General features: G+C 68.1%; 26 protein-coding genes. 8 read left to right on the top strand and 18 right to left on the bottom strand.

Annotated features, from left to right (window positions below; all coding sequences use genetic code 11):
* Nucleotides 1–12: 12 nt before the first annotated feature.
* Nucleotides 13–420, top strand: a complete 408-nt coding sequence (locus U5798_RS08370; RefSeq protein WP_322081777.1) for a nuclear transport factor 2 family protein — start codon at nt 13–15, stop codon at nt 418–420.
* A 98-nt stretch (nt 421–518) separates the two neighbouring features.
* Nucleotides 519–860: a hypothetical protein gene (locus tag U5798_RS08375; RefSeq protein ID WP_322081778.1), complete on the top strand. Its 342-nt coding sequence runs from the start codon at nt 519–521 to the stop codon at nt 858–860.
* Between the two features lie 153 nt (nt 861–1013).
* Here the strand turns inward: U5798_RS08375 and U5798_RS08380 are convergent, their stop codons facing one another.
* The 5 genes from U5798_RS08380 to U5798_RS08400 all read right to left on the bottom strand — a co-directional run bounded on the left by U5798_RS08380 (nt 1014) and on the right by U5798_RS08400 (nt 5119).
* Entirely contained in the window at nt 1014–1850 is an 837-nt protein-coding gene (locus tag U5798_RS08380) for a bifunctional allantoicase/(S)-ureidoglycine aminohydrolase (protein WP_124451067.1), read from the bottom strand.
* A gap of 789 nt (nt 1851–2639) precedes the next feature.
* Entirely contained in the window at nt 2640–3086 is a 447-nt protein-coding gene (locus U5798_RS08385; RefSeq protein ID WP_124451065.1) for a hypothetical protein, read from the bottom strand.
* 377 nt (nt 3087–3463) lie between these two features.
* Nucleotides 3464–4123 carry an isoprenylcysteine carboxylmethyltransferase family protein gene (locus tag U5798_RS08390; RefSeq protein ID WP_322081779.1) on the bottom strand — a complete coding sequence of 220 codons (660 nt, stop codon included), beginning with the start codon at nt 4121–4123 and terminating at the stop codon, nt 3464–3466.
* A gap of 158 nt (nt 4124–4281) precedes the next feature.
* A complete protein-coding gene (locus U5798_RS08395; protein WP_011353821.1) occupies nt 4282–4446 on the bottom strand; it encodes a hypothetical protein in 165 nt (54 codons plus the stop codon).
* Nucleotides 4447–4699: 253 nt separating this feature from the next.
* Complete coding sequence (locus U5798_RS08400; protein ID WP_124451061.1) at nt 4700–5119, bottom strand: HIT family protein; 420 nt, start codon at nt 5117–5119, stop codon at nt 4700–4702.
* A 223-nt stretch (nt 5120–5342) separates the two neighbouring features.
* Between U5798_RS08400 and U5798_RS08405 the strand changes: the two genes are divergently transcribed.
* Entirely contained in the window at nt 5343–6743 is a 1401-nt protein-coding gene (locus U5798_RS08405) for a serine hydrolase (protein ID WP_322081780.1), read from the top strand.
* Between the two features lie 67 nt (nt 6744–6810).
* Here U5798_RS08405 and U5798_RS08410 read toward each other — a convergent pair whose 3' ends face one another.
* The 6 genes from U5798_RS08410 to U5798_RS08435 form a co-directional block, all read right to left on the bottom strand.
* A complete protein-coding gene (locus U5798_RS08410; RefSeq protein WP_322081781.1) occupies nt 6811–7434 on the bottom strand; it encodes a glutathione S-transferase in 624 nt (207 codons plus the stop codon).
* A gap of 72 nt (nt 7435–7506) precedes the next feature.
* Nucleotides 7507–9006, bottom strand: a complete 1500-nt coding sequence (locus tag U5798_RS08415) for a TIGR01777 family oxidoreductase (RefSeq protein WP_322081782.1) — start codon at nt 9004–9006, stop codon at nt 7507–7509.
* Nucleotides 9003–9872 carry a DUF393 domain-containing protein gene (locus tag U5798_RS08420; RefSeq protein WP_322081783.1) on the bottom strand — a complete coding sequence of 290 codons (870 nt, stop codon included), beginning with the start codon at nt 9870–9872 and terminating at the stop codon, nt 9003–9005. Before U5798_RS08420 ends, U5798_RS08415 begins: the two co-directional genes overlap by 4 nt.
* Nucleotides 9873–9974: 102 nt before the next feature.
* Nucleotides 9975–10445, bottom strand: a complete 471-nt coding sequence (locus tag U5798_RS08425; protein ID WP_322081784.1) for a DUF2269 domain-containing protein — start codon at nt 10443–10445, stop codon at nt 9975–9977.
* Entirely contained in the window at nt 10442–11764 is a 1323-nt protein-coding gene (locus U5798_RS08430) for an SDR family oxidoreductase (protein ID WP_322081785.1), read from the bottom strand. The genes U5798_RS08425 and U5798_RS08430 overlap by 4 nt, the downstream gene beginning before the upstream one ends.
* 88 nt (nt 11765–11852) lie before the next feature.
* Nucleotides 11853–12386, bottom strand: coding sequence for a GbsR/MarR family transcriptional regulator (locus tag U5798_RS08435; protein ID WP_006480371.1), 534 nt, complete (start codon nt 12384–12386; stop codon nt 11853–11855).
* A gap of 160 nt (nt 12387–12546) precedes the next feature.
* Between U5798_RS08435 and fabV the strand changes: the two genes are divergently transcribed.
* The gene (gene fabV / locus U5798_RS08440; protein WP_322081786.1) at nt 12547–13749 is read left to right on the top strand and encodes an enoyl-ACP reductase FabV; all 1203 of its coding nucleotides are present in this window, start codon (nt 12547–12549) and stop codon (nt 13747–13749) included.
* A gap of 57 nt (nt 13750–13806) precedes the next feature.
* Here the strand turns inward: fabV and U5798_RS08445 are convergent, their stop codons facing one another.
* Entirely contained in the window at nt 13807–14511 is a 705-nt protein-coding gene (locus U5798_RS08445; protein ID WP_322081787.1) for an SDR family oxidoreductase, read from the bottom strand.
* Nucleotides 14512–14853: 342 nt separating this feature from the next.
* Here U5798_RS08445 and U5798_RS08450 point away from each other — a divergent pair, with 342 nt between their 5' ends.
* The gene (locus U5798_RS08450) at nt 14854–15438 is read left to right on the top strand and encodes a TetR/AcrR family transcriptional regulator (RefSeq protein WP_124451042.1); all 585 of its coding nucleotides are present in this window, start codon (nt 14854–14856) and stop codon (nt 15436–15438) included.
* Nucleotides 15439–15458: 20 nt separating this feature from the next.
* On the opposite strand, the gene U5798_RS08455 is transcribed toward U5798_RS08450, so the two are convergent.
* Complete coding sequence (locus U5798_RS08455; RefSeq protein ID WP_322081788.1) at nt 15459–16037, bottom strand: hypothetical protein; 579 nt, start codon at nt 16035–16037, stop codon at nt 15459–15461.
* 145 nt (nt 16038–16182) lie between these two features.
* Nucleotides 16183–16713: a GNAT family N-acetyltransferase gene (locus U5798_RS08460; RefSeq protein WP_124451038.1), complete on the bottom strand. Its 531-nt coding sequence runs from the start codon at nt 16711–16713 to the stop codon at nt 16183–16185.
* 201 nt (nt 16714–16914) lie between these two features.
* On the opposite strand from U5798_RS08460, the gene U5798_RS08465 reads away from it, so the two are divergent.
* The 3 genes from U5798_RS08465 (at nt 16915) to U5798_RS08475 (ending at nt 18341) form a co-directional block, all read left to right on the top strand.
* Entirely contained in the window at nt 16915–17280 is a 366-nt protein-coding gene (locus tag U5798_RS08465; RefSeq protein WP_124451036.1) for an ArsR/SmtB family transcription factor, read from the top strand.
* Nucleotides 17252–17737, top strand: coding sequence for an SRPBCC family protein (locus tag U5798_RS08470; protein ID WP_124451034.1), 486 nt, complete (start codon nt 17252–17254; stop codon nt 17735–17737). Before U5798_RS08465 ends, U5798_RS08470 begins: the two co-directional genes overlap by 29 nt.
* A 127-nt stretch (nt 17738–17864) precedes the next feature.
* On the top strand, nt 17865–18341 hold the full coding sequence (locus U5798_RS08475; protein ID WP_124451032.1) for an SRPBCC family protein: 477 nt from the start codon (nt 17865–17867) through the stop codon (nt 18339–18341).
* A 15-nt stretch (nt 18342–18356) separates the two neighbouring features.
* Here the strand turns inward: U5798_RS08475 and U5798_RS08480 are convergent, their stop codons facing one another.
* From U5798_RS08480 to U5798_RS08495, 4 genes are all read right to left on the bottom strand, one after another.
* The gene (locus U5798_RS08480) at nt 18357–19481 is read right to left on the bottom strand and encodes an amidohydrolase family protein (RefSeq protein WP_124451030.1); all 1125 of its coding nucleotides are present in this window, start codon (nt 19479–19481) and stop codon (nt 18357–18359) included.
* A gap of 1 nt (nt 19482) precedes the next feature.
* The gene (locus tag U5798_RS08485) at nt 19483–20790 is read right to left on the bottom strand and encodes an MFS transporter (protein ID WP_124451028.1); all 1308 of its coding nucleotides are present in this window, start codon (nt 20788–20790) and stop codon (nt 19483–19485) included.
* Between the two features lie 83 nt (nt 20791–20873).
* A complete protein-coding gene (locus tag U5798_RS08490) occupies nt 20874–22166 on the bottom strand; it encodes a CaiB/BaiF CoA transferase family protein (RefSeq protein WP_124451026.1) in 1293 nt (430 codons plus the stop codon).
* Nucleotides 22163–23149: a hydroxymethylglutaryl-CoA lyase gene (locus U5798_RS08495; protein WP_124451024.1), complete on the bottom strand. Its 987-nt coding sequence runs from the start codon at nt 23147–23149 to the stop codon at nt 22163–22165. Before U5798_RS08495 ends, U5798_RS08490 begins: the two co-directional genes overlap by 4 nt.
* Between the last annotated feature and the right edge of the window lie 67 nt (nt 23150–23216).

A 23216-nucleotide genomic window follows, 5' to 3' on the forward strand; every position in this document is an offset into this window, starting at 1 on the left:
AAGGAGAACACCATGCGTTCGCAGGACAATCTTCGCCTCACCCATCTGTTTCTTGAAAAAATGAGTTCGGGCGCAAGTGCTGAGGAAATCGCTGCGTTGTGCACGCCCGATCTGGACTGGAATATCCCCGGCGATGCAGGCGTATTGCCATGGGTTGGCCGGAGGAGAGGACGCGACGCCCTGGCGGATTTCATTCGCGACACGCAGACGATGATCGAGCGCATCAGCCTCGACGTCGAGGATGTGCTCGCCGGCGACAATCGGGCCGTGATTCTCGGCCACCTCACCACGCGGGTCAACGCCACGGGAAAACTGATCGACAGTGCATTTGCGATCGTCCTGACCTTCTCCGGCGAAAAGATCGCGAGTTTCCTGCTGCTGGAGGACAGCTTCGCCGTATCAGTTGCCGCCCGACACTGACGCGCAACATCCGCCTTCAATGGACCGGCTCGTCGGCAGCGCGGACACGGTTCGGTCAGATCTCCGGCGACTCGAGGGAATCCACGATGGGCTTTTCGGTGAATGAACTTCTGAAGCGAAACCTGCTTTCGGTCTTTGGCGAGCGAGATTCCGCGGCACGCTTGATTGAATTGAAAACGATCTGGCTGCCGCAAGGTGTCTTCGTCGATCCAGACGGCCGGTATACCGGCTTCGGCGAGATCAATCGCAGGGTCGATGAGTTGCAGGCAAGATTCCCGGATTTCGAGTTCGTCGAGCGTGGGCCGATTCAGGCCATGCACGGAATCGGCCGTCTCGCATGGGGATATGGGCCCGAAGCAAACAGGACGGCCGTGACCGGCATCGACATCGCAGTCACACGCCAGGGAAGGCTGCTCGAGCTGTTCGCCTTCATCGACTGACGATCCGCACCAGCCGGATGTCGATCGACGTCCACACTTGTCGCGCCTCGCAGGTAGCGGCTCGGCAACCGACATCCTCATCAACCCACGAAGAACAAAAAAACCCGCCGGCATCCGCCGGCGGGCTTTCACATCCGACTGCTTGCCCGACGCTTAACGCGCCGGATTCAGCAACAGATTCATGTGGCGGTTCACATCCTTGTACAGCAGATAACGGAAGCGCCCAGGCCCACCCGAATAGCAGGCCTGCGGGCAGAACGCGCGCAGCCACATGAAATCGCCCGCTTCAACCTCGACCCAGTCCTGGTTCAGGCGATAGACGGCCTTGCCTTCCAGCACGTACAGGCCGTGCTCCATCACGTGCGTTTCCGCGAACGGAATCACGCCGCCCGGCTCGAACGTCACGATGTTCACGTGCATGTCGTGACGCATGTCGCTCATGTCGACGAAGCGCGTCGTCACCCATGCGCCGTTGGTGCCCGGCATCGGGATCGGCTCGACGTCCTGCTCGTTGGTCACGAACGCTTCCGGCAGCGGAATGCCGTCGACGGCCTGGTAGTGCTTGCGCACCCAGTGGAAGCGCACCGCGGCGTCGCTGACGTTGTGCAGCGTCCAGTCCGCGCCCGGCGGAATGAACGCGTAGCCGCCCGGCTTCAGCGTGTGCTTCTTGCCCTGCAGCGTCAGCTCGGCTTCGCCTTCGACGACGAACAGCACGGCTTCGGCGTTCTTGTCCTGCTCGGGCTTGTCGCTGCCGCCGCCCGGATTCACTTCGACGATGTACTGCGAGAAGGTTTCGGCGAAACCCGACAGCGGGCGAGCGATCACCCACAGGCGCGTGTTCGTCCAGAACGGCAGCCAGCTCGTGACGATGTCGCGCATCACCCCCTTCGGGATCACCGCGTACGCCTCGGTGAACATCGCGCGATCGGTCAGCAGATCCGTCTGCGGCGGGTGGCCGCCATGCGGCGCGTAATACGTTGTCTTAGACATATTGCATCCAGGCAATGGGTTGGTCCGGCCCCTGGCGCAAACGGCATCGGGCGGTTCGCACGCGCGTGGGGCACGCATGCGGCGGCGGGACATCGTTGCCGGGGTGGCTTGAAAGCGCATGCGCCTTCGTTCGGTCGGCCAGGCTTCGCGTCGGGTCCGTCCGGTTCATCGGACGCGGCGGCCCGGGTTGTCGGGCCGGTGGCCGGGCCGCGGAGCTCGCGATCATGCGGCGAGGCGCGGACGGCGGCACGGTTCGACTCGATACGCGAGCACCGCCGACGATAGCGAAGTCGATCGCGATCGACCAATTAAATGTTGCGATGACATGCATTCGATTTCCCACTGCCGCCCGGCACCCGCGATGCGCGGTGAACGGGCATTGCGCGGCAGGCTGGCTATCAGGGAAATCCTGACGAATGCGTCAGGGTCGCGGCACATCCGGTCACGCGGATCGGCGCGGTGGCGACGTGCTCGCGCCAGCGGATCGCTCGCCGTGTCGGGGTCGTCAGGCTGGTACGGACGGAAGCACGATCCGTGATGGCGCATGCCGATTCTGCCCGGGCACGATCATGCGCGGCAGGTCAGGTCGTCGATGGAGGGGGAAACACGGCGGGAGGTGATTGCCGGCCCGTCGATCGGGCGCATGGCAGCGGCTGATGAAGCCGGAAGGGGTCGACGGTCAGGCCGGCGATGACGGCCCGGCAGGCCGCCGGGCCGAATCTCGCGTCGGGTGCCGACGCCGTCGGCGCGCCGGTGCGCGTGTTGCGCACCGTGCCGCGCCCGCGGCGATCAGTCCCAGTCGCGGTCGCGGTGATGACGATGCTTGTGGTGACGATAGCCGCGGTCGCCGCCGTAATCACGCTCGTACGAGTTGCGCGACATGTTGCCGCCGAGTGCCGCGCCTGCGCCGCCGCCGACGGCCGCGCCCAGCAGGCCGCCCGTGCGGCCGCCCATCGCGTTGCCTGCCGCGGTACCCGCGCCGCCGCCGAGTGCGCCGCCGATGATCGCACCGGTACGCTCGCGACGATTCGACGTCACCGCGCCGCCGGCACCGCCGCCGATGGCGCCGCCGATCACCGAGCCGGTGCTGCCGCCGACTGCACCACCGACCGCTGCGCCGGCTACCCCGCCGAGCGCGCCGCCAAGTGCGTTGTTCAGGTCACCGGCCAGTGCCGGCAGCGACGTCGCGCCGGTCAGCACGGCGACGACGAGAGTGGGGGCGATTTTCTTCCACATTCCCGTATTCTTCCTTGTTCACGATCTGGTTATTGAAGGTCCGCTCGGTACGCCGATCTGAATCGATCGACATCCGGTCGGGCTTTGTGCCGAACCGCGGACCAATTCATTTCAATGAGCTTGCGGCGAAGAATAGCACCGGTCCCGCTTCCTTGCCGTGGACATTCTGGTAACAAGTTGTTTACGGATAACGGACGTCGAACGGGCCCGCCGGATTCGCCCGAAACCCGCGCCGGCATTGGCTTTCGAGACGTTCCGGCCCTGCGGCGCAACACGCCGGCCATGCGCGGCGTCGCGCGTTTGCGACACACGTGGCAACACATCGGGTACGCGGCGTGCGCAGGCGCCCGCGCAGCGGTCGGGAAGAGATGACGGGGTCAGTACACGCCGGGCAGCAACCGCCAGGTCCGCGCGCAATAGGCGTCGTATTCGGCGCCGAATTGCGAACGCAGCAGCGCCTCCTCCGAGCGGATCCGCGCGACGAGCGGCACCAGCGTCAGCACGACCAGCAGCACGCCGACGCCCGAGCGGAACACCAGCGCCCAGCCGAGCGAATTGACGACCAGGCCGAGATAGCTCGGATTGCGGATGCGGCTGTAGATGCCGCCGGTCACGAGCGTATGGCCCGGCTGGATCGCGACGAGCCCGCTGAAGCGCTTGCCGAGCACGAACACGGGCCACATGCGCAGCACACCGCCCGCGATGAACAGCACGACGCCGATCCAGCGCACCGTCTCACCGCCGAAGGTCCAGGCGTCGAGCCGGTCGGTCAGCGCGGGCAGGTATGCGAGCAGGAAGCCGCTCGCCGCGAATGCGGCGAGCACCCAGCGGTTGTCGCGATTCTCGCGCTCGCCGCTGCTCAGGTTGCCTTCGGAGAACAGCGCGGCGACGGCCATCGCGAGCGTCGCGATCGCGACGACGGTCAGTTGGGGATGCGAGAAGAACGCGGCGAACCCGCCGCTGCCGAGCACGGCAAGCCCGAGATAGACGAGCGTGGACAGGCTCGACAGGACGACGGCCTTGCGGGTGACGGTCATGACGGCCTCGTAGCGATGCACTTTCCTGTGAAGTATAGGAAGTGCGCACACGAAGTGTCGTGCGCGGCAGTCACGCGGCGCATGAACCTGCGCGAATCATCCGGCGCAAGGCGGCGAACCGGGCCGCTGCGGCCGAGGCTCGCGCGCGCTGCAACGGATCAGCGGATGCGGAAGTTGCCGCCGATCCCGACGCTGACGGGCGGCGCGTAGTACGCGGGCGCATAGCCGTAGTAGGCCGGCGCGGGCGCGTAGCCGTACGGCGGTGCGACGTAGCAGCCGGACAGGCCGCCGATCAGGGCAAGCGTGATGAGAAGTCTGGTCATGGCTCGATTCCCGGCGCAAAAGACGAATGGCACCTCGCGAAAACCGCGCCGCCGCGAAGGGCGGCGACCGGCACGAAGAGGCGATCCGCCCTTCCTGTCGCTCGATGATGCAATGCGCGGAGTCTAGCGCCGGGCCTGGCCGGACGAGTTTCGCCGGCGGTTACACGTGTTACCTCGCATGACCGCCGAAACAACCGGTGGCGGCGCGGCGTCCGGCCGGCGGGCCTTCGCCGTGCCTCGTGCCATCGACCCGTTACACGAAACGCGCACGAATGCGCTGCGCGAGCGTTTCGAGCGTCGCCGCGTCGGCGATCTCGCGGGCGTGCATCCGCAATTCGGCGCCTTCCCAGCGCGGGATCACGTGGAAATGCACGTGCGGGACCGTCTGGCCGGCCGCCGCGCCGTTGAACTGGCCGATGAACACGCCGTCCGGCTCGAGCGCCGCACGCACCGCCGCCGCGACGCGCTGCGTCATGCGGATGCCGGCCGCGGCCGCGTCGCCGGACAGCTCGAAGATCTGCGCGGCCGGCTCCTTCGGGATCACGAGCACGTGACCGTCGGCCTGCGGCATCAGATCCATGATCGCGAGTGTCGCGTCGTCTTCCGCGACCTTCACGCAAGGCAGTTCGCCACGCAGGATTTTGGCGAACGGGTTGTTGTCGTCGTAGGACATGGTGTTTTCCGATATCGGTTGGACAGTGGGGCCGGGAGGGCGATGCCGGACGATTATCGGCCGGCGAGCGCCTCGATTTCAACTCGCGCGGCGCGGCGGGTCGAGCCGTCCGGCGCGAAGCATCGCGAACCGATCGTCACGCGGCCGCGATTGCCACGCATCGCCCGAACCTGCGACACTGCCGGATCGTTGCCGGCCGGCACGCCACCGAGGACGCTCGCGCATGACGATCCCCCTCAAGAAGCTGATGCTGCGCGGCGTCGCGCTCGTGCTCGTCGCCGCGGTCGGCTACACCGGCTATATGCTGTCCCGGCTCGCGCCGATCGCGACCGGCTACGCGGCGAAGGCGCTGTGTTCGGGCGTGTTCGTGTCGGGCCGGCCGGCCGCGTCCGTGATCGACGTCGACATCATGGCCGGCGTCCATCCGCTGCTGAAGCTGGTACGCCCGTCGATCGATCGCGACCACCATCGCGCGACGGCGACCTTCGCCGGTTTCGCCGAGCGCGAAGCCGACTTCCGGCCGGGGCTCGGCTGCACGCTCGTGCCCGACGCGACGCCGACCACGTTGCCGGCCGCATTGCCGCCGCTTCCCGATCCGCCGTCCGACCAGCCTGCACCTGCCACGCCTCCCGCCGGCATCGACGCGCACAAGCTGCAGGCCGCGCTCGACCGCGCGTTCGACGAACCCGATCCGGCACGGCCTCGCCGCACGCGCGCGATCGTCGTGATGTGGCGCGGCCAGGTGATCGCCGAACGCTACGCGCCCGGCTTCACGGCCGACACGCCATTGCCCGGCTGGTCGATGACGAAGACCGTGACGGCCGCACTGGTCGGCACGCTCGTCGCGCAGCACAAGCTGTCGCCCGATGCAGCGGCGCTGTTGCCCGAGTGGCGCGGCAGCGGCGACCCGCGCGCGGCCATCACGCTCGACGAGTTGCTGCGGATGACGAGCGGCCTGCAGTTCAACGAGGACTACGACGACCCGCTGTCCGACGTCGCCGTGATGCTGTTCACGCAGCCCGACATGGCACGGTTCGCATCGGCGAAGCCGCTCGCCGCGACGCCCGGCACGCAGTGGTACTACTCGAGCGGCACGAGCGCGATCGTCGCGCGCGTGATGCGCGAAGCGCTGGGCGGCAGCGAGGACGACTACCTTGCGTATCCGCGCCGCGCGCTGTTCGCGCCGCTCGCGATGCGCAGCGCGGTGTTCGAGCCCGATGCATCCGGCACGCTCGTCGCTCCGTCGTACCTGTATGCGAGCGCGCGCGACTGGGCGCGTTTCGGGCAACTGCTGCTGCAGGACGGCGTGTGGAACGGGCAGCGGCTGCTGCCGGAAGGCTGGGTGCGCTACCTGACACGCGCGACGCCGCAGTCGTCGCGCCAGGAGTTCGGCGCGCAGCTGTGGGTCAAGGTGCCGGAGCCGTTCAACGATCGCGATCCGCAGGCGAGCGCGATGCCGGCCGACGCGTTTCATGCGGTCGGCCATGAAGGCCAGTTCGTGAGCGTGGTGCCGAGCCGTCAGCTGGTGGTCGTGCGGCTCGGGTTGTCGCGGCCGGAATCCGCGTGGAATCACGAGGCGTTTCTCGCGCGCGTGCTCGCTGCGGTGCCGGCGCCTGGCGCGTGAAGCGATGATTCACGCGTGAAGCGGCGGCAATGGCAACACTGCCGCTTCACGCGCTACCGCCCGCGCGTTACGGATTCGCGCTGCCTGCGTATTGCTTGAAACCTTCACGCGTCGCGAGACGCTCGATGTAGCGCGACACCGCCGGCAGATCCGGATGCTCGAACGGCGTGCCGAACCAGCGGTTCACCGACAGGCCGATCGGAATGTCCGCAAGCGTGAACGTATCGCCGGCCACGTACGCGCCGGTCTTTTCGAGCTGGGCGTTCAGCACGTGCATGTGCTTCGTCCAGCCTGCGATCGACTGCGCGATGCCGGCCGGATCCTGATGATCGGGCGATTTGCGCACGAGGCCGAGGAACGCGCCGACCCACGAGCGGTTCAGGTCCGCCCCCTGCCAGTCGATCCACTGGTCGACCCGCGCACGCGCCTGCGGCTCGGCCGGATACAGCGCATCGCCGCCGTAGCGGTTCGCGAGATAGCGAATGATCGTGTTCGACTCCCAGAGCACGAAGTCGTCGTCCTTGATGACGGGCACGAGCGCGTTCGGATTCAGTGCGAGATAGGCCGGATCGTTGGTCGTGCGGAAGCCCGCACCCCAGTCTTCCTGTTCGAACGGCAGGTTCAGTTCGGTGCACAGCCACAGCACCTTGCGGACGTTGATGGACGGGATCTTGCCGAGGATGTGCAGCATGCAGTCTCCTTGTGAGGTCGGATGCGGAGCGTTCGGGGCGCACGGCACGCCTCGAACGCGTTCATGCCGAATTTATACACGACCTCGCGGCAAACGGCAGGCCGCGGGCGCGAAATCGGTGTGCGGCCGATTCGTCAGGTCACGCAGCGCGTGCTCGACCGTCGGGAACCGGAACATGAATCCGTCCCGATGCAGCCGCGCCGGCATCACGCGCTGCCCGTCGAGCAGCAACTCGGCCATCTCGCCCATTGCGGTGCGCAGCGGCGCGGCCGGAACGTGCAGCCACGCGGGGCGGCGCAGCACCTTCGTCACGACCTGCACGAACTCGCGCTGGGTCACTGCCACCGGTGCAACCGCGTTGTAGACACCGTGCATGCCCGCGTTCGACATCGCACGTGCGACGATCCGCAGCACGTCGTCCCGGTGAATCCAGCTCATCACCTGCGCGCCGTCGCCGAATCGTCCGCCCATCCCGAAGTAATGCGGCAGCAGCATCGGGCGCAGCGCGCCGCCGGGGCCGAACACGATACCCAGCCGCAGCACCACCGAGCGCACGCCGTGACGTTCGAGCGGCTGCGCGGACTGCTCCCACTGCCGGCACAGTTCGGCCATGAAGCCGGTGCCGGCGCGGCTGCCCTCGTCGAGCCGTTCGTCACCCGGCCGCACGCCGTAATAGCCGATCGCCGACGCCTGGATCCACGTGCGCGGCTTGACCTCGGCGGTGTCGACCCAGCGCATCAGCGCCTGCGTGACGCCGACGCGGCTCGCGAGCAGCACCGCCTGCCGGCGCTTGCTCCAGCGCGCGCCCAGCACCGGCGCCCCCGCGAGATTGATGACCGTGTCGAAGCGCTCGTGCGGCTGCAACTGGTCGGCGGACGTCACGCTGCGCACGCGGCCGTGGAACAGGTAGGCCGCATGCAGCGGATCGCGCGCCAGCAGCGTGACCGTGTGGCCTGCAGCGAGCAACTGGTTCACGAGCGTTTCGCCGATGAAGCCGGTCCCGCCGGTCACGAGCACGTTGCCGGCCGGCTGCCCCGCGAACGGATTGGCGGCCGGCGCGCGGTGCGCGATGCGGCACGCGGCGATCCCGTCGCGGATGCCCGACACGGTCACGCCGACGGCGAACAGGCTGAGCAGCCAGCCGCGCCAGCCGAGGTCGAGCGGCTGCAGCGCGGTCGGCTCGTGCGCCCAGGCCGCAAGCTGCATCGCGATCATCCCGAACAACGCGCCGCCGTTGACGGCCAGCAGCGTATGCAGCACGCGCTCGGTCGCCGGCAGCTTGCGGCTCTGGTCTTCGACGACGAAGTCCCACAACGTCAGCGCCACTTCGACGAGCACGACCGCAGCGAGGGCCGCAACCCACGCGCCGTGAAACGCGACGTTCGCGATCGATGCGAACACGAGGCCGTAGAGCACGGAACGCACCGCGTGAATTGCCAGTTCGAGCCGTGCGCGCGGGCTGTGCGGCAGGTCCTGCGTGAGCTCATGGTGATAAAGCGTATCGAATGCGCCCATCGCGCCCTGCACGATCAGCAGGTTGAGCGCCCAGTCGAAAGCAGGCAAGGTGTTCATTCGGTATCCCTCCTCCACAGCCAGACCAGCGGCGGCACCATCGAGACAAGCGCGACGACATCGATCGCCACATGGCCCCACACATGCGCCTGCCACGACAACAGCACGTCCTGCGGCGCCCAGATCAACAGGCCGGCCAGCAGCCAGCCCCACACTTCCCGTTTCCGCAACCGGTTGCCGAGGTGGACCAGCGCGATCATCCAGACCGACGCGCACTGCACCGTCGCGCCGATCAGCGACATCCACCAGATCTGCTGCGCACGCGCCGCATCGGGCATCGTTCCCGCCCGGAAATACAGCTCGATGCCGCGGTGATAGGCATCGAGCCACGGCGCGCCGGCCACCCACGGCACGACTGCGCCGACCAGCAGGTGCACGATCGCTGCCGCCATCATCCAGTTCACGACGATGCGTCGCAGCGTGTCGCGCGCCGGGCGGTCTGCTTCCCTGCTTTCGGCGGCCTCGCCGATACCGCACGCCGCATCGTCGCAGCGCGCCTCGGCGCGATACCCGAGCCAGCGCGAAACCGCGTACCGGTTACGTGCGAAGCGGCGATACAGCGGCGCGAGCGCGGCGCGCATGGCCGGCACGCGCAGCAGCCAGACGAGCCAGCGGCGCCCAACCAGCGCATGGGCGGCCACGATGCTGTCGACGCCGGTCAGCATGCGTCCGTCGGGCAGGCGCGCGTGCAGCTCGCGATTCAGCGCGGGCAGGTCGACGCCCAGCGGCGCCGGGTCGAAACCCGGCTCGGCGATATCGACGAACGCCAGCCGGTGCCGCGCGTCGCGGGCCCCGAGACGCCGTATTTCCGCGACGCATAACGGACAGCGTCCGTCGAAGTAAAGAACCAATTCACTTGCGCCCATGCTTCGCACTCCTTTTTGTTTTCGCAAGCATCATGAAGCGATCGATCGACTGCTTTTCGGGATGTGTCGCCGCCGCGCCGGCCCCGCGCGGCGGCGACACGCCTACATCGGCTTGACCACCATCACGAAATAGACGGTCAGCATCGCGAAGAACGCCGGATAGCCGAGCAGTTCCCACCGCTTCGCGTAGCGCCAGTAGCGCTCGGGCAATGTGGCGTCGCCGTTGGCGTGCGCGAGCTTCGCCATCGAGGCAAGTTCGAGCTGCAGCCACACGACCGGTAGCCAGCACGCACCGGCGATCGCATACAGCACGATCGACGCGAGCAGCCACGGCGTATGCCACGACCAGCCGGCCGTATGCGCGAGCCACAGCCCGGACGCCGGCTGGAAGATCACGGCCGGCGTCGTGAACCACCAGTCCGCGCGCACCACGAGCCGCGACACGGCCGCGATCGCGGGCACCGACCGCGTGCGGTTCGCGAAGAACAGGTAGAACGCGGTGCCGAACCCCGTGCCGACCAGCAGCACCGAGGACAGGATGTGAAGCGCCTTGATGACGAGATAGGTATTCATGCTTGTTCTTCTTCTGAAAAAAGGATCAACAGGATCGCGAGAATCGGCACGTTCTTGAGCACGGGGCCGAACGGTTCGGCCAACAGGCCGGGCATCGTGACCGCGATGACGGCCGAGTACGCGACGATCAGTGCCGCTTGCGCGGCCCACAGCCGCCGCGACGGCGCGGCAACGGTCGCGATGCCGAACGCGAAATCCAGCGCGCTGGCCGCGTAGAGCGCGATCAGCGCAGGCAGCCCCGTCAGGTGCGCAGGCGCGAGCAGCGCGAGGCTCGCGTGCAGCGGATGGACGAACGCACTGACGATCGCCGTCCAGATCCACACGATCGCGAGTGCGCCCCGCAGCAACGGGCGCCGCCACATCGCGAGCGCGTCGCGACGCAGCAGTGCGGCGGCATCCGCGCCGATGAAGCTGCCGATGCCGCGCGGCGGCCGGCCGAGCACGGCCGCGGTGGCCGCCGGATCGCCGGTGTTGCCGCCGCGCAGCATCGTCCACGTGTCGCGCGTGAACATCGCGCCCGGCAGCATGCCGGACAGCATGGCCGCCGCGCCGGCCAGCGGGCCCGGCAGCGACACGCGGGCAGCCGGCGGGAACCCCAGCGCGGCACGATAGCCGGCCAGCATCTCGCGGTATTCGACTTCGTCGTTGCCGACCACATCGATCACCCGGCTGCCGGCCGCCGGCGCATCGCCCGGTTGCACGACGAGCCGCGCGACGACTTCGGCGAGATCGTCGACATGCACGGGGCGCAGCCGCTGACGGCCGCCCGCCGGCAGCACCTGCACGGGCAGGCTCGCGAGCATCCGGAAAAACCGCGCCGACGTGCCGGCCGTGCCGTAGACGAGCGCGGGACGCACGATGCGGAAATCGATCGGCAGCGTCTGCAGGAAGCGGTCGGCCGCGTGCTTGCTCGCGAAGTACCGCGTATCGCCGCGCTCGACACCGAGCGCCGAGACCTGGATCACGCGCCGCACGCCGGCAAGGCAGCACGCGGTAAAGAGCGCGCACGGCGCGGCGCGATGCACGGCGTCTAGCGTCGTGCCGCGTCGATCGGCCAGCATGCCGACCGCGTTGATCACCACGTCGACACCCTTCAGCCGCGCGAGCCACGCGGCCGGATCGACGTCCCTCGCGAAGTCGATCGCGACGTCGCGCGGGCCGGCCGCGTGACGCACGCCGCGCAGCACGCGATGGCCGCCGGCTTCGAGCTGCGCGCACAGCGCCCGCCCGATGAAGCCGTTCCCGCCGCAGACGAGCACGGTCATGCCGCGTGCGCCGGTACGCTCGGGCGGGCAGGTCGACGGCAAGGCCGCGTTCATTTTTATCCTCTATTTACAGTTATTTCTGTACAGACAGAAATATCGATCCCGAAAAAAGCGGGCTGTCCGCCCGCACTTCCGCTACCGCTTACTTCGACGGCTTGCGCCTGACTGTCTGGCTGATCTTCGCGCCGATGCCGAGCGCCTTCATCAGCGTATCGGGCTTGAGCCGCAGCATCTCGTCCGACCACGTCGTGAGCGTCTCGACGAACTGCAGCGTGTCGCGAATGCGCTGTTCGGTCTCGCGGCTCTCGTTCGCGATCTCCGGATTCGTCAGGCAGTCGCGCAACACCGTGAGCGTCGGCTCGATCTCGCGCTGCCGCCGCCCTTCGACGATCAGCTTGAACAACTCCCAGATGTCGGTCGACGTCTCGAAGTGGTCGCGGCGATCGCCCAGCACGTGCACGACCTTCGCGAGGCGCCACGCCTGCAGCTCCTTCAGGCTCGTGCTGACGTTGGAGCGCGCGACGTTGAGCGTCTCGGCGATCTCGTCGGCCGCGACCGGCCGCCCGGCCAGGTAGAGCAGCGCGTGAATCTGCGAGACGGTGCGGTTGACGCCCCACCGCGAGCCCATTTCGCCCCAGTGGAGAATGAATCGTTCGGCGATCGGTGTGAGTTCCATGTCGGCAAATTTATTCATTTCAGTTATTTCTGTCAAGAGAGAAATAACCGGACGATCCGGCACCTTCCGGCCGCGCCCGCCCGCGATCGGCCGCTTCCTTTACAATGCGCGGGATTTTTCCGATTTCAGGCCGTCCCCGCCTTTCTGATAAGAGGTTTCCATGATCATCAAACCGCGCGTGCGTGGCTTCATCTGCGTGACGACTCATCCGGTCGGCTGCGAAGCCAACGTCAAGGAACAGATCGACTACGTGACTTCGCACGGCCCGATCGCCAACGGCCCGAAAAAGGTGCTCGTGATCGGCGCGTCGACCGGCTACGGCCTCGCCGCCCGGATCTCGGCCGCATTCGGCTCGGGCGCGGACACGCTCGGCGTGTTCTTCGAGCGCGCCGGCAGCGAGACGAAGCCCGGCACGGCCGGCTGGTACAACAGCGCCGCGTTCGAGAAATTCGCCGCTGAAAAGGGGCTCTATGCGCGCAGCATCAACGGCGACGCATTCTCCGACAAGGTCAAGCAGGTCACGATCGACACCATCAAGCAGGATCTCGGCAAGGTCGACCTGGTCGTCTACAGCCTCGCGGCACCGCGTCGCACGCACCCGAAGACGGGCGAAACCATCAGCTCGACGCTCAAGCCGATCGGCAAGGCCGTCACGTTCCGCGGCCTCGACACCGACAAGGAAGTGATCCGCGAAGTGTCGCTCGAACCGGCGACGCAGGAAGAGATCGACGGCACCGTCGCCGTGATGGGCGGCGAGGACTGGCAGATGTGGATCGACGCGCTGGCCGACGCCGGCGTGCTGGCCGACGGCGCAAAGACCACCGCGTTCACGTATCTCGGCGAGCAGATCACGCACGACATCTACTGGAACGGCTCGATCGGCGAAGCGAAGAAGGATCTCGACAAGAAGGTGCTGTCGATCCGCGACAAGCTGGCCGCGCACGGCGGCGACGCCCGCGTGTCGGTGCTGAAGGCCGTGGTCACGCAGGCCAGCTCGGCGATCCCGATGATGCCGCTGTACCTGTCGCTGCTGTTCAAGGTGATGAAGGAAGCCGGCACGCACGAAGGCTGCATCGAGCAGGTATACGGGCTCCTGAAGGACAGCCTGTACGGCGCGACGCCGCACGTCGACGAAGAAGGCCGCCTGCGCGCCGACTACAAGGAACTCGACCCGCAGGTGCAGGCGAAGGTCGTCGCGATGTGGGACCACGTGACGAACGAGAACCTGTACGAGATGACCGACTTCGCGGGCTACAAGACCGAGTTCCTGCGCCTGTTCGGCTTCGAGATCGCCGGTGTCGACTACGACGCGGACGTGAACCCGGACGTGAAGATCCCGGGCATCATCGACACGACGGTCTGACGAAACGCGCCGCCGCCGTGCACACGCACGGGCGGCGGATGCGCGTGGCCGGCGGCGTCAACGCGGCGCCGGTTCTTCCAGATAGACGCCCGACGACAGCGTGGCCTTCACCTGCCGCGTGAACTCGTCGGTCGACACTTCCTCCTCTCCCGCCTCGATCGCGTCGTAGGCCTGGCGCACGACGTCGGCCGGCGTGGCCTTCGGCACGTCGAGGCCGGCCGTCAGGTCGGTGTCGATGAAGCCGGCATGCAGCCCGACGACCTGCGTGTGCTGCTCGCGCAGCGAATGGCGCAGCCCGTTGGTCAGCGCCCATGCGGCCGATTTCGACACGCCGTAGCCCGACAGGATCGGCCGGTTCACCCAGCTCGCGACGGACAGGATGTTCAGGATCGCGCCGCCGCCGTGGCTGGCGAGAGTGCCGGCAAACGCGCGCGACATCGCCAGCGTCCCGAACACGTTGGTTTCGAAGTGGTCGCGCAACGCGTCGGGCGCGCCGTCGTCCGTCAGGCTGCCGAGCCGCGCGATGCCGGCGTTGTTGATCAGCAGCGTGACGTCGCGTGCCGCGTCGGCAGCTGCGGCAACGGCCGCCGGATCGGTCACGTCGAGCTTCACGGGCACGACGCCCGGCAGCGTCACGCTGGCCGGATCGCGCGCCGCCGCATAAACCTTGCGCGCCCCTCGCGCGAGTGCCTGCTTCGCAAACTCGAGCCCGAGCCCGCGGTTTGCGCCCGTCACGAAAACGACTGCACCTTCGATCTTCATGATCGTTCCTTTCGCATGATGAATCGCCTGCGCGCCGGCTCGCCGCGCGCATGAGATCCGGTGGAAAACGAGGTTGCCATTGCTTGCCGAACCGGTACGCCGCCGAGGGCAGACGGCGAGCCGTCCGCTGCCCGTCATCCCGCAGCGCCAAAGACGCGACCGGTTGCCATCCATGTCCGGCCGGCCGTGGCTTTGCATCGCCCGCCAGGTCGGCTACACTCGATGTCAATGTCGATCACCATTGTCTTTGCGGTGCATTCTGTTCGCACCGCATCGGTATGTCAATGGCGATCGCCATTGTGTTTTCCAATCGACGTGATCGGCAAAATCAGGGAGAGATCGATGGGCGTATCAAGACAGCAGGCCGCCGAGAACCGGAGCGCGATCGTCGCGGCGGCCGAGCGGCTGTTCCGCGCGCGCGGCGTCGATGCCGTCGGGCTGACGGAGCTGATGAAGGAAGCCGGCTTCACGCAAGGCGGCTTCTACAACCACTTCAAGTCGAAAGACGCGCTCGTCGCCGAAGTGATGGAAAAGGCGATGCACGACCGCGCCGATTCGCCGAACGCCGGCAGTCTCGACGCACAGGTGGCGTTGTACCTGTCGGCCGCGCATCGCGACAACGTCGAGGCCGGGTGCCCGCTGTCCGCCTTCGCCGGCGACGCGCCGCGGCTGACCGACGCAGCGCGCGCATGCTACGCGCACGGCCTCGCCGCCTATCTCGACCGGCTGGAACCGATGGTGGCGACCGAAGGCGCAACGCCCGAGCAGACGCGTCGCGACGCGCTCGCGGTTTTCAGCCAGATGGTCGGTGCGCTCGTGCTGTCGCGCGCGATCGCGGGCACCGATCGCGCGCTGGCCGACGAAATCCTCGACGCGGGACGGCAGACGCTGACCGGCGGACGCGGCGCCCAGGGCACGCCGGCGTAACGCTGCGCCGCCCGCCGGCGCTACTCGACCGCCCGTGCGGCATCCCACAGCGGCCGCCCGCCGAGCGCCGCATGCCACGCGGCGAAACGCGTGCGCCACGCCTCGAACGGCTCGGCCAGCGGATGGCGCGGATCGTCGCTAAGCGAATACGCCATCCCCTCGATCAGCCAGCGCGGCTTGGTCACGACGGCCACGTTGCCGAGCACTTCGGCCTGGCGATGATGGATCAGCTCGTGCGCGATGAAGTAGGTCGTCCAGCCGCGCGGTGCCACGGCCACGCCGAAATTGCCCAGCGTCAGCGCCGCACGCTGGCCGAGGCCGAACGCATCGGCGCACGTGCGCGTCGCACAGAACACGACGCGCGGCGCCTCGCGGAACGGGCCGACAGCCGCCGCCGCGCGCGCATAGCCTTCGCGATAGAGCTGCTGTGCGTCGCCGAGCTTCGCGGCATCGTCCGTGCAGATATCGGCGCTCGGGCACGACACGCCGGGGATCAGCGCGGGCGCGACGATGCGCAGCGGCTTGACGAGCGCATACGCGGCAATCGGCAGCGCGACGAGCAGGCCCGTGAGGGCGAAAGCGACGTGGGAGCGTTTCATCCGGGCGGCGGTTCCGTGGCGTTTCGTTGAAGTCTTCCGGCGTGAATATATCGGACCGGCGACGCTTCCGGCCCGGATTTTCATTCACCCGCCGCGAGCGTGAAGAACACAAGCACCGGGGAGACCGGATGCATGACGGATGCCATTACACCAATTGCTTGTGGAAGTACGTCGTCGCGCAGAGCGCGCCGTCGGGCATCAGCGCATAGTTCGGCACGACGCCGACGCGCTGCCAGCCGGCCCGCTCGTACAGCCGCTCGGCGTCGCTGCCCGTCACGGTGTCGAGCACGAGCACGGTCTTGCCGGCATCGCGTGCAGCCGCGTCGGCCGCCGCCATCAGCCGCGCGGCGATGCCCTGCCGGCGCGCGTGCCGCGACACGAGCATCTTCGCGATGTCCGCGCGATGCGGCTGGTTCTCGGGCTGCGCGATCACGACCTGCACGGTGCCGAGGATCCGGCCGGCCGCATCCTCGGCGATCAGCAGGATGCGCTCGTCGTCCTGGACGCCCTCGGCCACGCGCGTCCAGAACGCGACGGCGGTCGAACGCGCGATCGGCAACATGAAGCTGACGGACGCGCCGCCTTCCACGCAATCGATCAGCACGTCGGCCAGTGCATCGACACAGCGCATCGCTTCGCGCGCATCGACGCGGCGGACGGTAACAGATTCGGTCATGCCATCTCCGGTAGTCAGGCGGACCGCATGCGCGGGTTCGGCATGGGCCGCGATAGAAAGCGCGCCAGCCGCCGTCGATGCGTGCAAAACGGCGGCAGGCGTCCGGCAGCGCGGCGCCCGGTCGGCGCGCGTTACCGCCCCTTATCCTACGCGACGAGAATTTTCGCTGCATCGGCGTCGGCATCGCCTACACTTAGCCAAATGGATAACTTTCAACCCGGCATCAGCGACGTATTCCACGCCCTCTCCGATCCGACGCGCTGCGCGATCGTCAGCGCGCTCGGCCAGGGCGAGCGGACCGTTTCCGCGCTGGCGGCGCCGTTCGACATGGCGCTGCCGTCGTTCATGAAGCATGTCGCCGTGCTCGAGCGCAGCGGCCTCGTGCAGACCCGCAAGACCGGCCGCTCGCGCACCTGCGCACTGGTCGGCAGCCGGCTGACCGAAGCCGAGGCATGGCTCGCCGCACAACGCGCGCTGTGGGAAGCGCGCGCCGACCGTCTCGTCGAATTCGTCGAACGCCACCATCAGGAGGAGCACGATGTCAGCCAGCCACGTCGAACCCGTTGAAGCCCACGATCTCGTCATCACGCGCACGCTGCACGCGCCGCGCCGCGCACTGTGGCGCGCGTGGACCGACCCCGAATTGCTGAAGGAATGGTGGTGCCCGAAGCCGTGGACCACCGAGGTGCGCGCCTTCGACCTGCGGCCGGGCGGCGCTTTCCACACGTTCATGCGCGGCCCCGACGGCGGCACGAGCGACAATCCCGGCTGTTTCCTCGACATCGTGCCGGAATCGCGCATCGTGTTCACGTCGATGCTCACCGGCGGCTGGCGGCCGCAGGCGCCGTGGATGGGCTTCACCGCGATCATCACGATGGCCGACGACGATGCGGGCAGCCGCTACGAGGCGCGCGTGATGCATCCCGATGCCGCGACCCGCGAGCGCCACGAAGCGCTCGGGTTTTTCGAGGGCTGGAACACCTGCATCACGCAGCTCGAAGCCTTCGCGGCCGCCCTGCGCTGAGCGGCCGGGCATGCCCGCGCGGGCGGCCATTGCATGCCGCCGCGCCCGCGCCTAGGATTCCTGAAGGAAGCATGACGACACGCCGGCCGCCGGCGTGCACCGTCGCGCGCATTCCGCGGGAGGCAATATGTTGCATACGCACACGCATTCGACCCGGGTCAGCCGGCACCTGAACGCACCACGCGGGCGCGTCTACCGCGCGCTGCTCGACCCGCACGCGGTCGAGCAGTGGAAGGTGCCCGACGGCATGACGTGCCGCGTGCATGCATACGATGCGCGCGAAGGCGGCGCGCTGCGCGTGTCGCTGAGCTACGACGCGGCGTCGGGCGGCACCGGCAAGTCCGGCGCGCGCACCGACACCTATCACGGCCGCTTCGTCACGCTCGTGCCGGACGAGCGGATCGTCGAGATCGACGTGTTCGAAACCGACGACCCGATGCTGCGCGGCGCGATGACGATCACGATCACGCTGTCCGACGAAGCGGGCGGCACGCGCGTGGACGCCGTGCACGACGGCGTTCCACCTGGCGTGCCGGCCGCCGACAACGAAACCGGCTGGCAGATGGCGCTGGCGCGGCTCGCGGCGCTGGTGGAAGCGGCGTGAGCCTGCGCCGGCACGTCAGCCGAGCCGGTATGCGCGCGTGACCGTGCCGCGGAACAGCGCGTCGCGCTCGTCCGCGCTGGCCTGCGCGGTCAGCCGCTTGAACGCGTTCCAGCCGTTCACGAACGAATACGAGCCCTTGTCGACCGGGAAATTGCCCTCGAACATGCAGCGCCCGGGGCCGAACGCGTCGATGCAGGTCATCATCCACGGCTTCCACGTGTCGGCAAGCTGCGCGGAAGACGGCGGCTTCGCGCCCTTCTCGAAATCGAAGCCGTTGATGCGCATCCCGAGGCCGCCGACCTTCACGTACACGTTCGGCAACTGCGCGAGCGTGCGCATCGACGCCGACCAGCGCTCGAACACCTCCGGGCGCTTGTCCGCATAGCTGCCGATCCGCACGACCCCGCCGCAGTGATTGACGATGATCCGCGTGTCGGGGTTCGCCTTCGCGAGCTCGAACAACTCGGGCAATTGCGGAAAGAACAGCCACGCGTCGTACGACAGCCCGAGCGGCGCGAGCTGCGCGACGCCGGCCCGGTAGGCGGGATCGAGCAGCAGCCCGCGCGGCACCGCCGACAGCGGATTGGCGAGCGTCGGATCGGCATCCCACGTCGTCAGGTGCCGGACGCCGCGAAACCGCCCGCGCCCCGCTTCGAGATGCGCTTCCAGCACGTCGCGCACGCGTGCGCCGAGCCGCAGGTCCGCATGGCCGACGATGCCTTTCGCGACGGCTATGGGGCCGTGCTGCAGCGGCTCGGTCACACCGGCGACATAGGCCGTTTCACCGACCGGCTTCAGTTCGGCCGGGCCCGAATCGCGATAGCGCGTCTGCGCCTGCATGTAGACGGACGCCTGGATGTTGTGCCCCGAGCGTGCGTCCTGCAGGTAGTCGTCGAGCATGTAGATCCAGCCCGGCCGTTCATAGAAGTGATGATGCGCATCGACGATCGGCAGGTCGGGCTCGAGCGCAGGTTCGAGCGCCGACGCGAGCCAGTCGGGGCGCACCGCGAGATAGTTGCCTTGCGTCGTCATGCGGGAAACTCCATCGTGGGCCGGCGTCTCGGCGAACGCGGGCAGCGCGAGCGAGGCGGCGGCCGCGCCGAGCAGCCGGCGTCGCTTGATCGAAATCGTCGTGTCCATGTCATTCGCTCCGGTCGAACGCAACCAGCGACAGCGTGAGCAGCGTCGTGATCGCCAGCACGATCGCGAGGCCGAGCATGCCTGCCGTGAAGGTGCCGAAGCTGTCCTTCAGGTAGCCGACGAGATAGGGGCCCGCGAAGCCGCCGAGTGCACCGATCGAGTTGATCAGCGCGAGGCCGCCGGCCGCCGCCTGACCGGACAGGAACCGCGACGGCAGCGTGTAGAAGATCGTGCGGCCGGCAATCGTGCCGATCAGCGCGAGCGTGATGCCGACGAGTGCCGGCCCGAGCGTCAGGAAATGCGTCGACACGCCGAGCGCCACCGCGCCGATGAACAGCCCGATCGCCAGGTTCACGACGGGGCCGCCGCGACGATCGACGCGCTTCGCCCACCACAGCAGCGCGACCGTCGCGAAGAAGTACGGCACCGCGGACAGCCAGCCCGTCTGCATCGTCGACATGCCGTGCGCTTTCAGCATCTGCGGCAGCCAGATGCCGATCCCGTACGAGCCCATCGTGAAACCGAACGAGATCAACGCAAGCACGTACACACGCACGTCGCGCAACGCGACGCCGAATTGCTTCTTGCGGCCGGCCGCCGCGCCGTCGCGCTCGAATGCACGCTGCAGCGCGGCACGCTCGTCGTCCGACAGCCACGCGGCGTTCGCCGGCGAATCGGACAGCAGCTTCAGCACGAGAAAACCGAGCGCGCACGCGGGCAGCCCTTCGACGATGAACATCCACTTCCAGCCGGCGAGCCCGAGCGCGCCGTCGAGCTGCAGCAGCCACGTCGACAGCGGGCCGCCGATCAGCGACGACAGCGGCGTCGACACGGTGAACCACGCCAGCACGCGCGTGCGGTAGCTCGGCGGAAACCACACCGCGAGGAAGAAGATCACGCCCGGAAAGAACCCGGCCTCGCCGATGCCGAGCAGCAACCGGATCGCGTAGAAACTGGTCGGCCCGGTCGCGAGCGCGGTCGCGGCCGCCATCAGCCCCCACGTGATCATGATGCGGGCGAGCCAGCGGCGCGCGCCGAAGCGGTACAGCGCGAGATTGCTCGGCACCTCGAACAGGCAGTAGCCCGCGAACATGATCCCCGCGCCCCAGCCGAACTGCGTCGCGGTCAGCCCGAGATCGCGGTTCATTGTGAGCGCCGCGAACCCGACGCTCGTGCGATCCAGGTAGTTGAAGAAATACGCGAGCGCGAGCAGCGGGATGAAGCGCCACGCGGCTTTGCGCACGGCGCGTTGCTCGACCGATGCGTCGGTCTCGCGATCGGCGGGCATTGCCGGGGAAGCGGATGTCATGATTGTCTCCGTGGAGGCGGCGATCCTCTGCCGCACGGTGCGCGGCCGGGACGCCTTTGTTCGTTCGATGAATCGCGGCTGCGCTACGCGCTCGCCACTTCGTTCGCCGACGGCGCGCCGCCAGGCCCGTCGCCGTTCGCTGCATCGTCGGCACCGTACCGCCCCGCAACGACGCCGGCATCGATCAGCGCACGCGCATCGTCCGGCGTGTAGCCGAGTTCGCCGAGCAGCGCGCACGTGTCCTGGCCGAGGGCGGGCGGCGCCGAGCGCAGCCGCAGGCGCTCGCCCGCGAGCGTCAGCGGCAGCAGCGCGGTGCGCGTCTCGACCGGCCGCCCGGCGCTACTCGCATCGGCCGGCAGCGTCACGGCTTCGAGGCCGCCCGTGGCGAGCAGATGCGGATCGTCGAACAGGTCCTGCGGCTTCGTGATCGGTGCATACGGCAGGCCGGTCGATTCGAAGGTCGCGCCGATCTCCGCGGCCGAGTACGACGCCAGCCGCGAACGCAGCTCGGGCAGCAGCCATTCGCGCGCCTGCACGCGCAGGTTGTTGGTCGCCAGGCGCGGGTCGTCCTTCAGCGCGGTCAGGCCGAACGCATCGCAGAACAGCGCCCATTGCGTGTCCGACACGACCGCGAGAAAAATCTGTTCGTTGTCCTTGACGGAGAACACGTCGTAGACGGCCCACGCGGAAATCCGGCTCGGCATCGGCGACGCGGCCTGCCCCGTCACCGCGAACTGCATCATGTGCTGCGCGACGAGGAACACGTTGTTCTCGAACAGCGAGCTCTGCACCTGCTGGCCGCGGCCGGTGCGTTCACGCTGGGCGAGTGCGGCCATCGCGCCGATCGCGCCAAACATGCCGCCCATGATGTCGTTCACGCTCGTGCCCGCGCGCAGCGGCCGCCCCTCCGGGCCCGTCATGTACGCGAGGCCGCCCATCATCTGCACGACCTCGTCGAGCGCGGTGCGATGCTCGTACGGCCCCGGCAGGAAGCCCTTGTGCGACACGTACACGAGGCGCGGATTCAGCGAGTCCAGCGCCGGATAACCGAGGCCGATGCGGTCCATCGTGCCGCTCTTGAAGTTCTCGCTGAACACGTCCGCCGTCGCGACGAGCCGCAGCACGATCTCGAGCCCGCGCGGATCCTTCACGTCGACCGCGAGGCTCTTCTTGTTGCGGTTGAACATCCCGAAGAAGCCCGCGCCGGAACCACGCAGCGCCCGGGTGCTGTCGCCCGCGATCGGTTCGATCTTGATCACTTCCGCGCCGAGATCCGCGAGCAGCATCCCGCAGGTCGGCCCCATCACCATGTGCGTCATCTCGATCACGCGCACGCCTGCGTATGGCAGCGCGGAATTTGGTTGGCGATCGTTCATTGCGCGACTCCCGCCATGCATCCTTCCGGTTGCGCCGCCGTCGGCACGCGGCCGTCCGCATAGCGGAACCCCTTCGGCAACCCGGCGTCGGGCACGTGGCCGTACAGCGCCTCGGACGGCAGCGCCGCGTGCAGGATCGCGCGCGCGGCGAGCAGCGCGTCGACGTCGATGCCCGTGTCGTACCCCATCGCTTCGAGCAGGAACACGAGATCCTCGGTGACGATGTTGCCGGTCGCGCCGGGCGCATACGGACACCCGCCGAGGCCGCCCTGGCTCGCGTCGATCGTCGTCACGCCCGCGTCGAGCGCCGCGACGACGTTCGCGAGCCCCTGCCCGCGCGTGTTGTGGAAATGTGCGCCACCGGCCTTGTCGCCGACTTCGCGCTGCAGGCGCGCGAACAGCCGGCGCACCTGTGCGGGGTTCGCATAGCCGCTCGTGTCGGACAGGCCGATTTCGTCGACGCCGCATTCGGCCATCGCGACGGCCATCGCGATCGTCTCGTCGTCGCTGACGGCGCCCGCGATCGTGCAGCCGAACGCGACCGACACGCCGGCCTCGATCTGTACCGACGGATACCGCGCATCGCGCAGCGCGACGACCGCGCGCACTTCGTCGATCATCTGCGCGGGCGTCTTGCGGATGTTCGCCAGCGAATGGGCTTCCGTGACCGAGACCGGCAGCGTCAGCTTGTGCACACCAGCGTCGAATGCGCCTTCGGCACCGCGCAGGTTCGGCGCGAGCGCAGCGACGTGCAGCCCGGGAATCGCCAGCGCATGCGAGACGACTTCGCGTACGTCGGCCATCTGCGGCAACAGCCTGACCGGCACGAACGACCCCACCTCGATCTCGCGCAGCCCGGCCGCGGCCAGCGCGGTGATCCAGCGCAGCTTGCCGGCCGTCGGCATCACGGCCTTGATGCTCTGCAGCCCGTCGCGCGGACCGACCTCGCTGACCAGCACCTTCGGTATTTCGGAAACGCTCATTCGACACCTCACCGTTCTATCTAAAAGAACACCGTTCTGTTTGACAGAACTTTAGGCGCACATTGAA

The organism is Burkholderia sp. BCC1972 (assembly GCF_905339605.1).
Lineage (GTDB): Bacteria > Pseudomonadota > Gammaproteobacteria > Burkholderiales > Burkholderiaceae > Burkholderia.

Excerpts from the sequence above, each read along its gene's own strand:
- U5798_RS08370 (WP_322081777.1), top strand. The coding sequence starts at position 13 with ATGCGTTCGCAGGACAATCTTCGCCTCACCCATCTGTTTCTTGAAAAA.
- U5798_RS08380 (WP_124451067.1), bottom strand. The coding sequence starts at position 1,850 with ATGTCTAAGACAACGTATTACGCGCCGCATGGCGGCCACCCGCCGCAG.
- U5798_RS08385 (WP_124451065.1), bottom strand. The coding sequence starts at position 3,086 with ATGTGGAAGAAAATCGCCCCCACTCTCGTCGTCGCCGTGCTGACCGGC.
- U5798_RS08390 (WP_322081779.1), bottom strand. The coding sequence starts at position 4,123 with ATGACCGTCACCCGCAAGGCCGTCGTCCTGTCGAGCCTGTCCACGCTC.
- U5798_RS08395 (WP_011353821.1), bottom strand. The coding sequence starts at position 4,446 with ATGACCAGACTTCTCATCACGCTTGCCCTGATCGGCGGCCTGTCCGGC.
- U5798_RS08400 (WP_124451061.1), bottom strand. The coding sequence starts at position 5,119 with ATGTCCTACGACGACAACAACCCGTTCGCCAAAATCCTGCGTGGCGAA.
- U5798_RS08405 (WP_322081780.1), top strand. The coding sequence starts at position 5,343 with ATGACGATCCCCCTCAAGAAGCTGATGCTGCGCGGCGTCGCGCTCGTG.
- U5798_RS08410 (WP_322081781.1), bottom strand. The coding sequence starts at position 7,434 with ATGCTGCACATCCTCGGCAAGATCCCGTCCATCAACGTCCGCAAGGTG.
- U5798_RS08415 (WP_322081782.1), bottom strand. The coding sequence starts at position 9,006 with ATGAACACCTTGCCTGCTTTCGACTGGGCGCTCAACCTGCTGATCGTG.
- U5798_RS08420 (WP_322081783.1), bottom strand. The coding sequence starts at position 9,872 with ATGGGCGCAAGTGAATTGGTTCTTTACTTCGACGGACGCTGTCCGTTA.
- U5798_RS08425 (WP_322081784.1), bottom strand. The coding sequence starts at position 10,445 with ATGAATACCTATCTCGTCATCAAGGCGCTTCACATCCTGTCCTCGGTG.
- U5798_RS08430 (WP_322081785.1), bottom strand. The coding sequence starts at position 11,764 with ATGAACGCGGCCTTGCCGTCGACCTGCCCGCCCGAGCGTACCGGCGCA.
- U5798_RS08435 (WP_006480371.1), bottom strand. The coding sequence starts at position 12,386 with ATGGAACTCACACCGATCGCCGAACGATTCATTCTCCACTGGGGCGAA.
- fabV (WP_322081786.1), top strand. The coding sequence starts at position 12,547 with ATGATCATCAAACCGCGCGTGCGTGGCTTCATCTGCGTGACGACTCAT.
- U5798_RS08445 (WP_322081787.1), bottom strand. The coding sequence starts at position 14,511 with ATGAAGATCGAAGGTGCAGTCGTTTTCGTGACGGGCGCAAACCGCGGG.
- U5798_RS08450 (WP_124451042.1), top strand. The coding sequence starts at position 14,854 with ATGGGCGTATCAAGACAGCAGGCCGCCGAGAACCGGAGCGCGATCGTC.
- U5798_RS08455 (WP_322081788.1), bottom strand. The coding sequence starts at position 16,037 with ATGAAACGCTCCCACGTCGCTTTCGCCCTCACGGGCCTGCTCGTCGCG.
- U5798_RS08460 (WP_124451038.1), bottom strand. The coding sequence starts at position 16,713 with ATGACCGAATCTGTTACCGTCCGCCGCGTCGATGCGCGCGAAGCGATG.
- U5798_RS08465 (WP_124451036.1), top strand. The coding sequence starts at position 16,915 with ATGGATAACTTTCAACCCGGCATCAGCGACGTATTCCACGCCCTCTCC.
- U5798_RS08470 (WP_124451034.1), top strand. The coding sequence starts at position 17,252 with ATGTCAGCCAGCCACGTCGAACCCGTTGAAGCCCACGATCTCGTCATC.
- U5798_RS08475 (WP_124451032.1), top strand. The coding sequence starts at position 17,865 with ATGTTGCATACGCACACGCATTCGACCCGGGTCAGCCGGCACCTGAAC.
- U5798_RS08480 (WP_124451030.1), bottom strand. The coding sequence starts at position 19,481 with ATGGACACGACGATTTCGATCAAGCGACGCCGGCTGCTCGGCGCGGCC.
- U5798_RS08485 (WP_124451028.1), bottom strand. The coding sequence starts at position 20,790 with ATGACATCCGCTTCCCCGGCAATGCCCGCCGATCGCGAGACCGACGCA.
- U5798_RS08490 (WP_124451026.1), bottom strand. The coding sequence starts at position 22,166 with ATGAACGATCGCCAACCAAATTCCGCGCTGCCATACGCAGGCGTGCGC.
- U5798_RS08495 (WP_124451024.1), bottom strand. The coding sequence starts at position 23,149 with ATGAGCGTTTCCGAAATACCGAAGGTGCTGGTCAGCGAGGTCGGTCCG.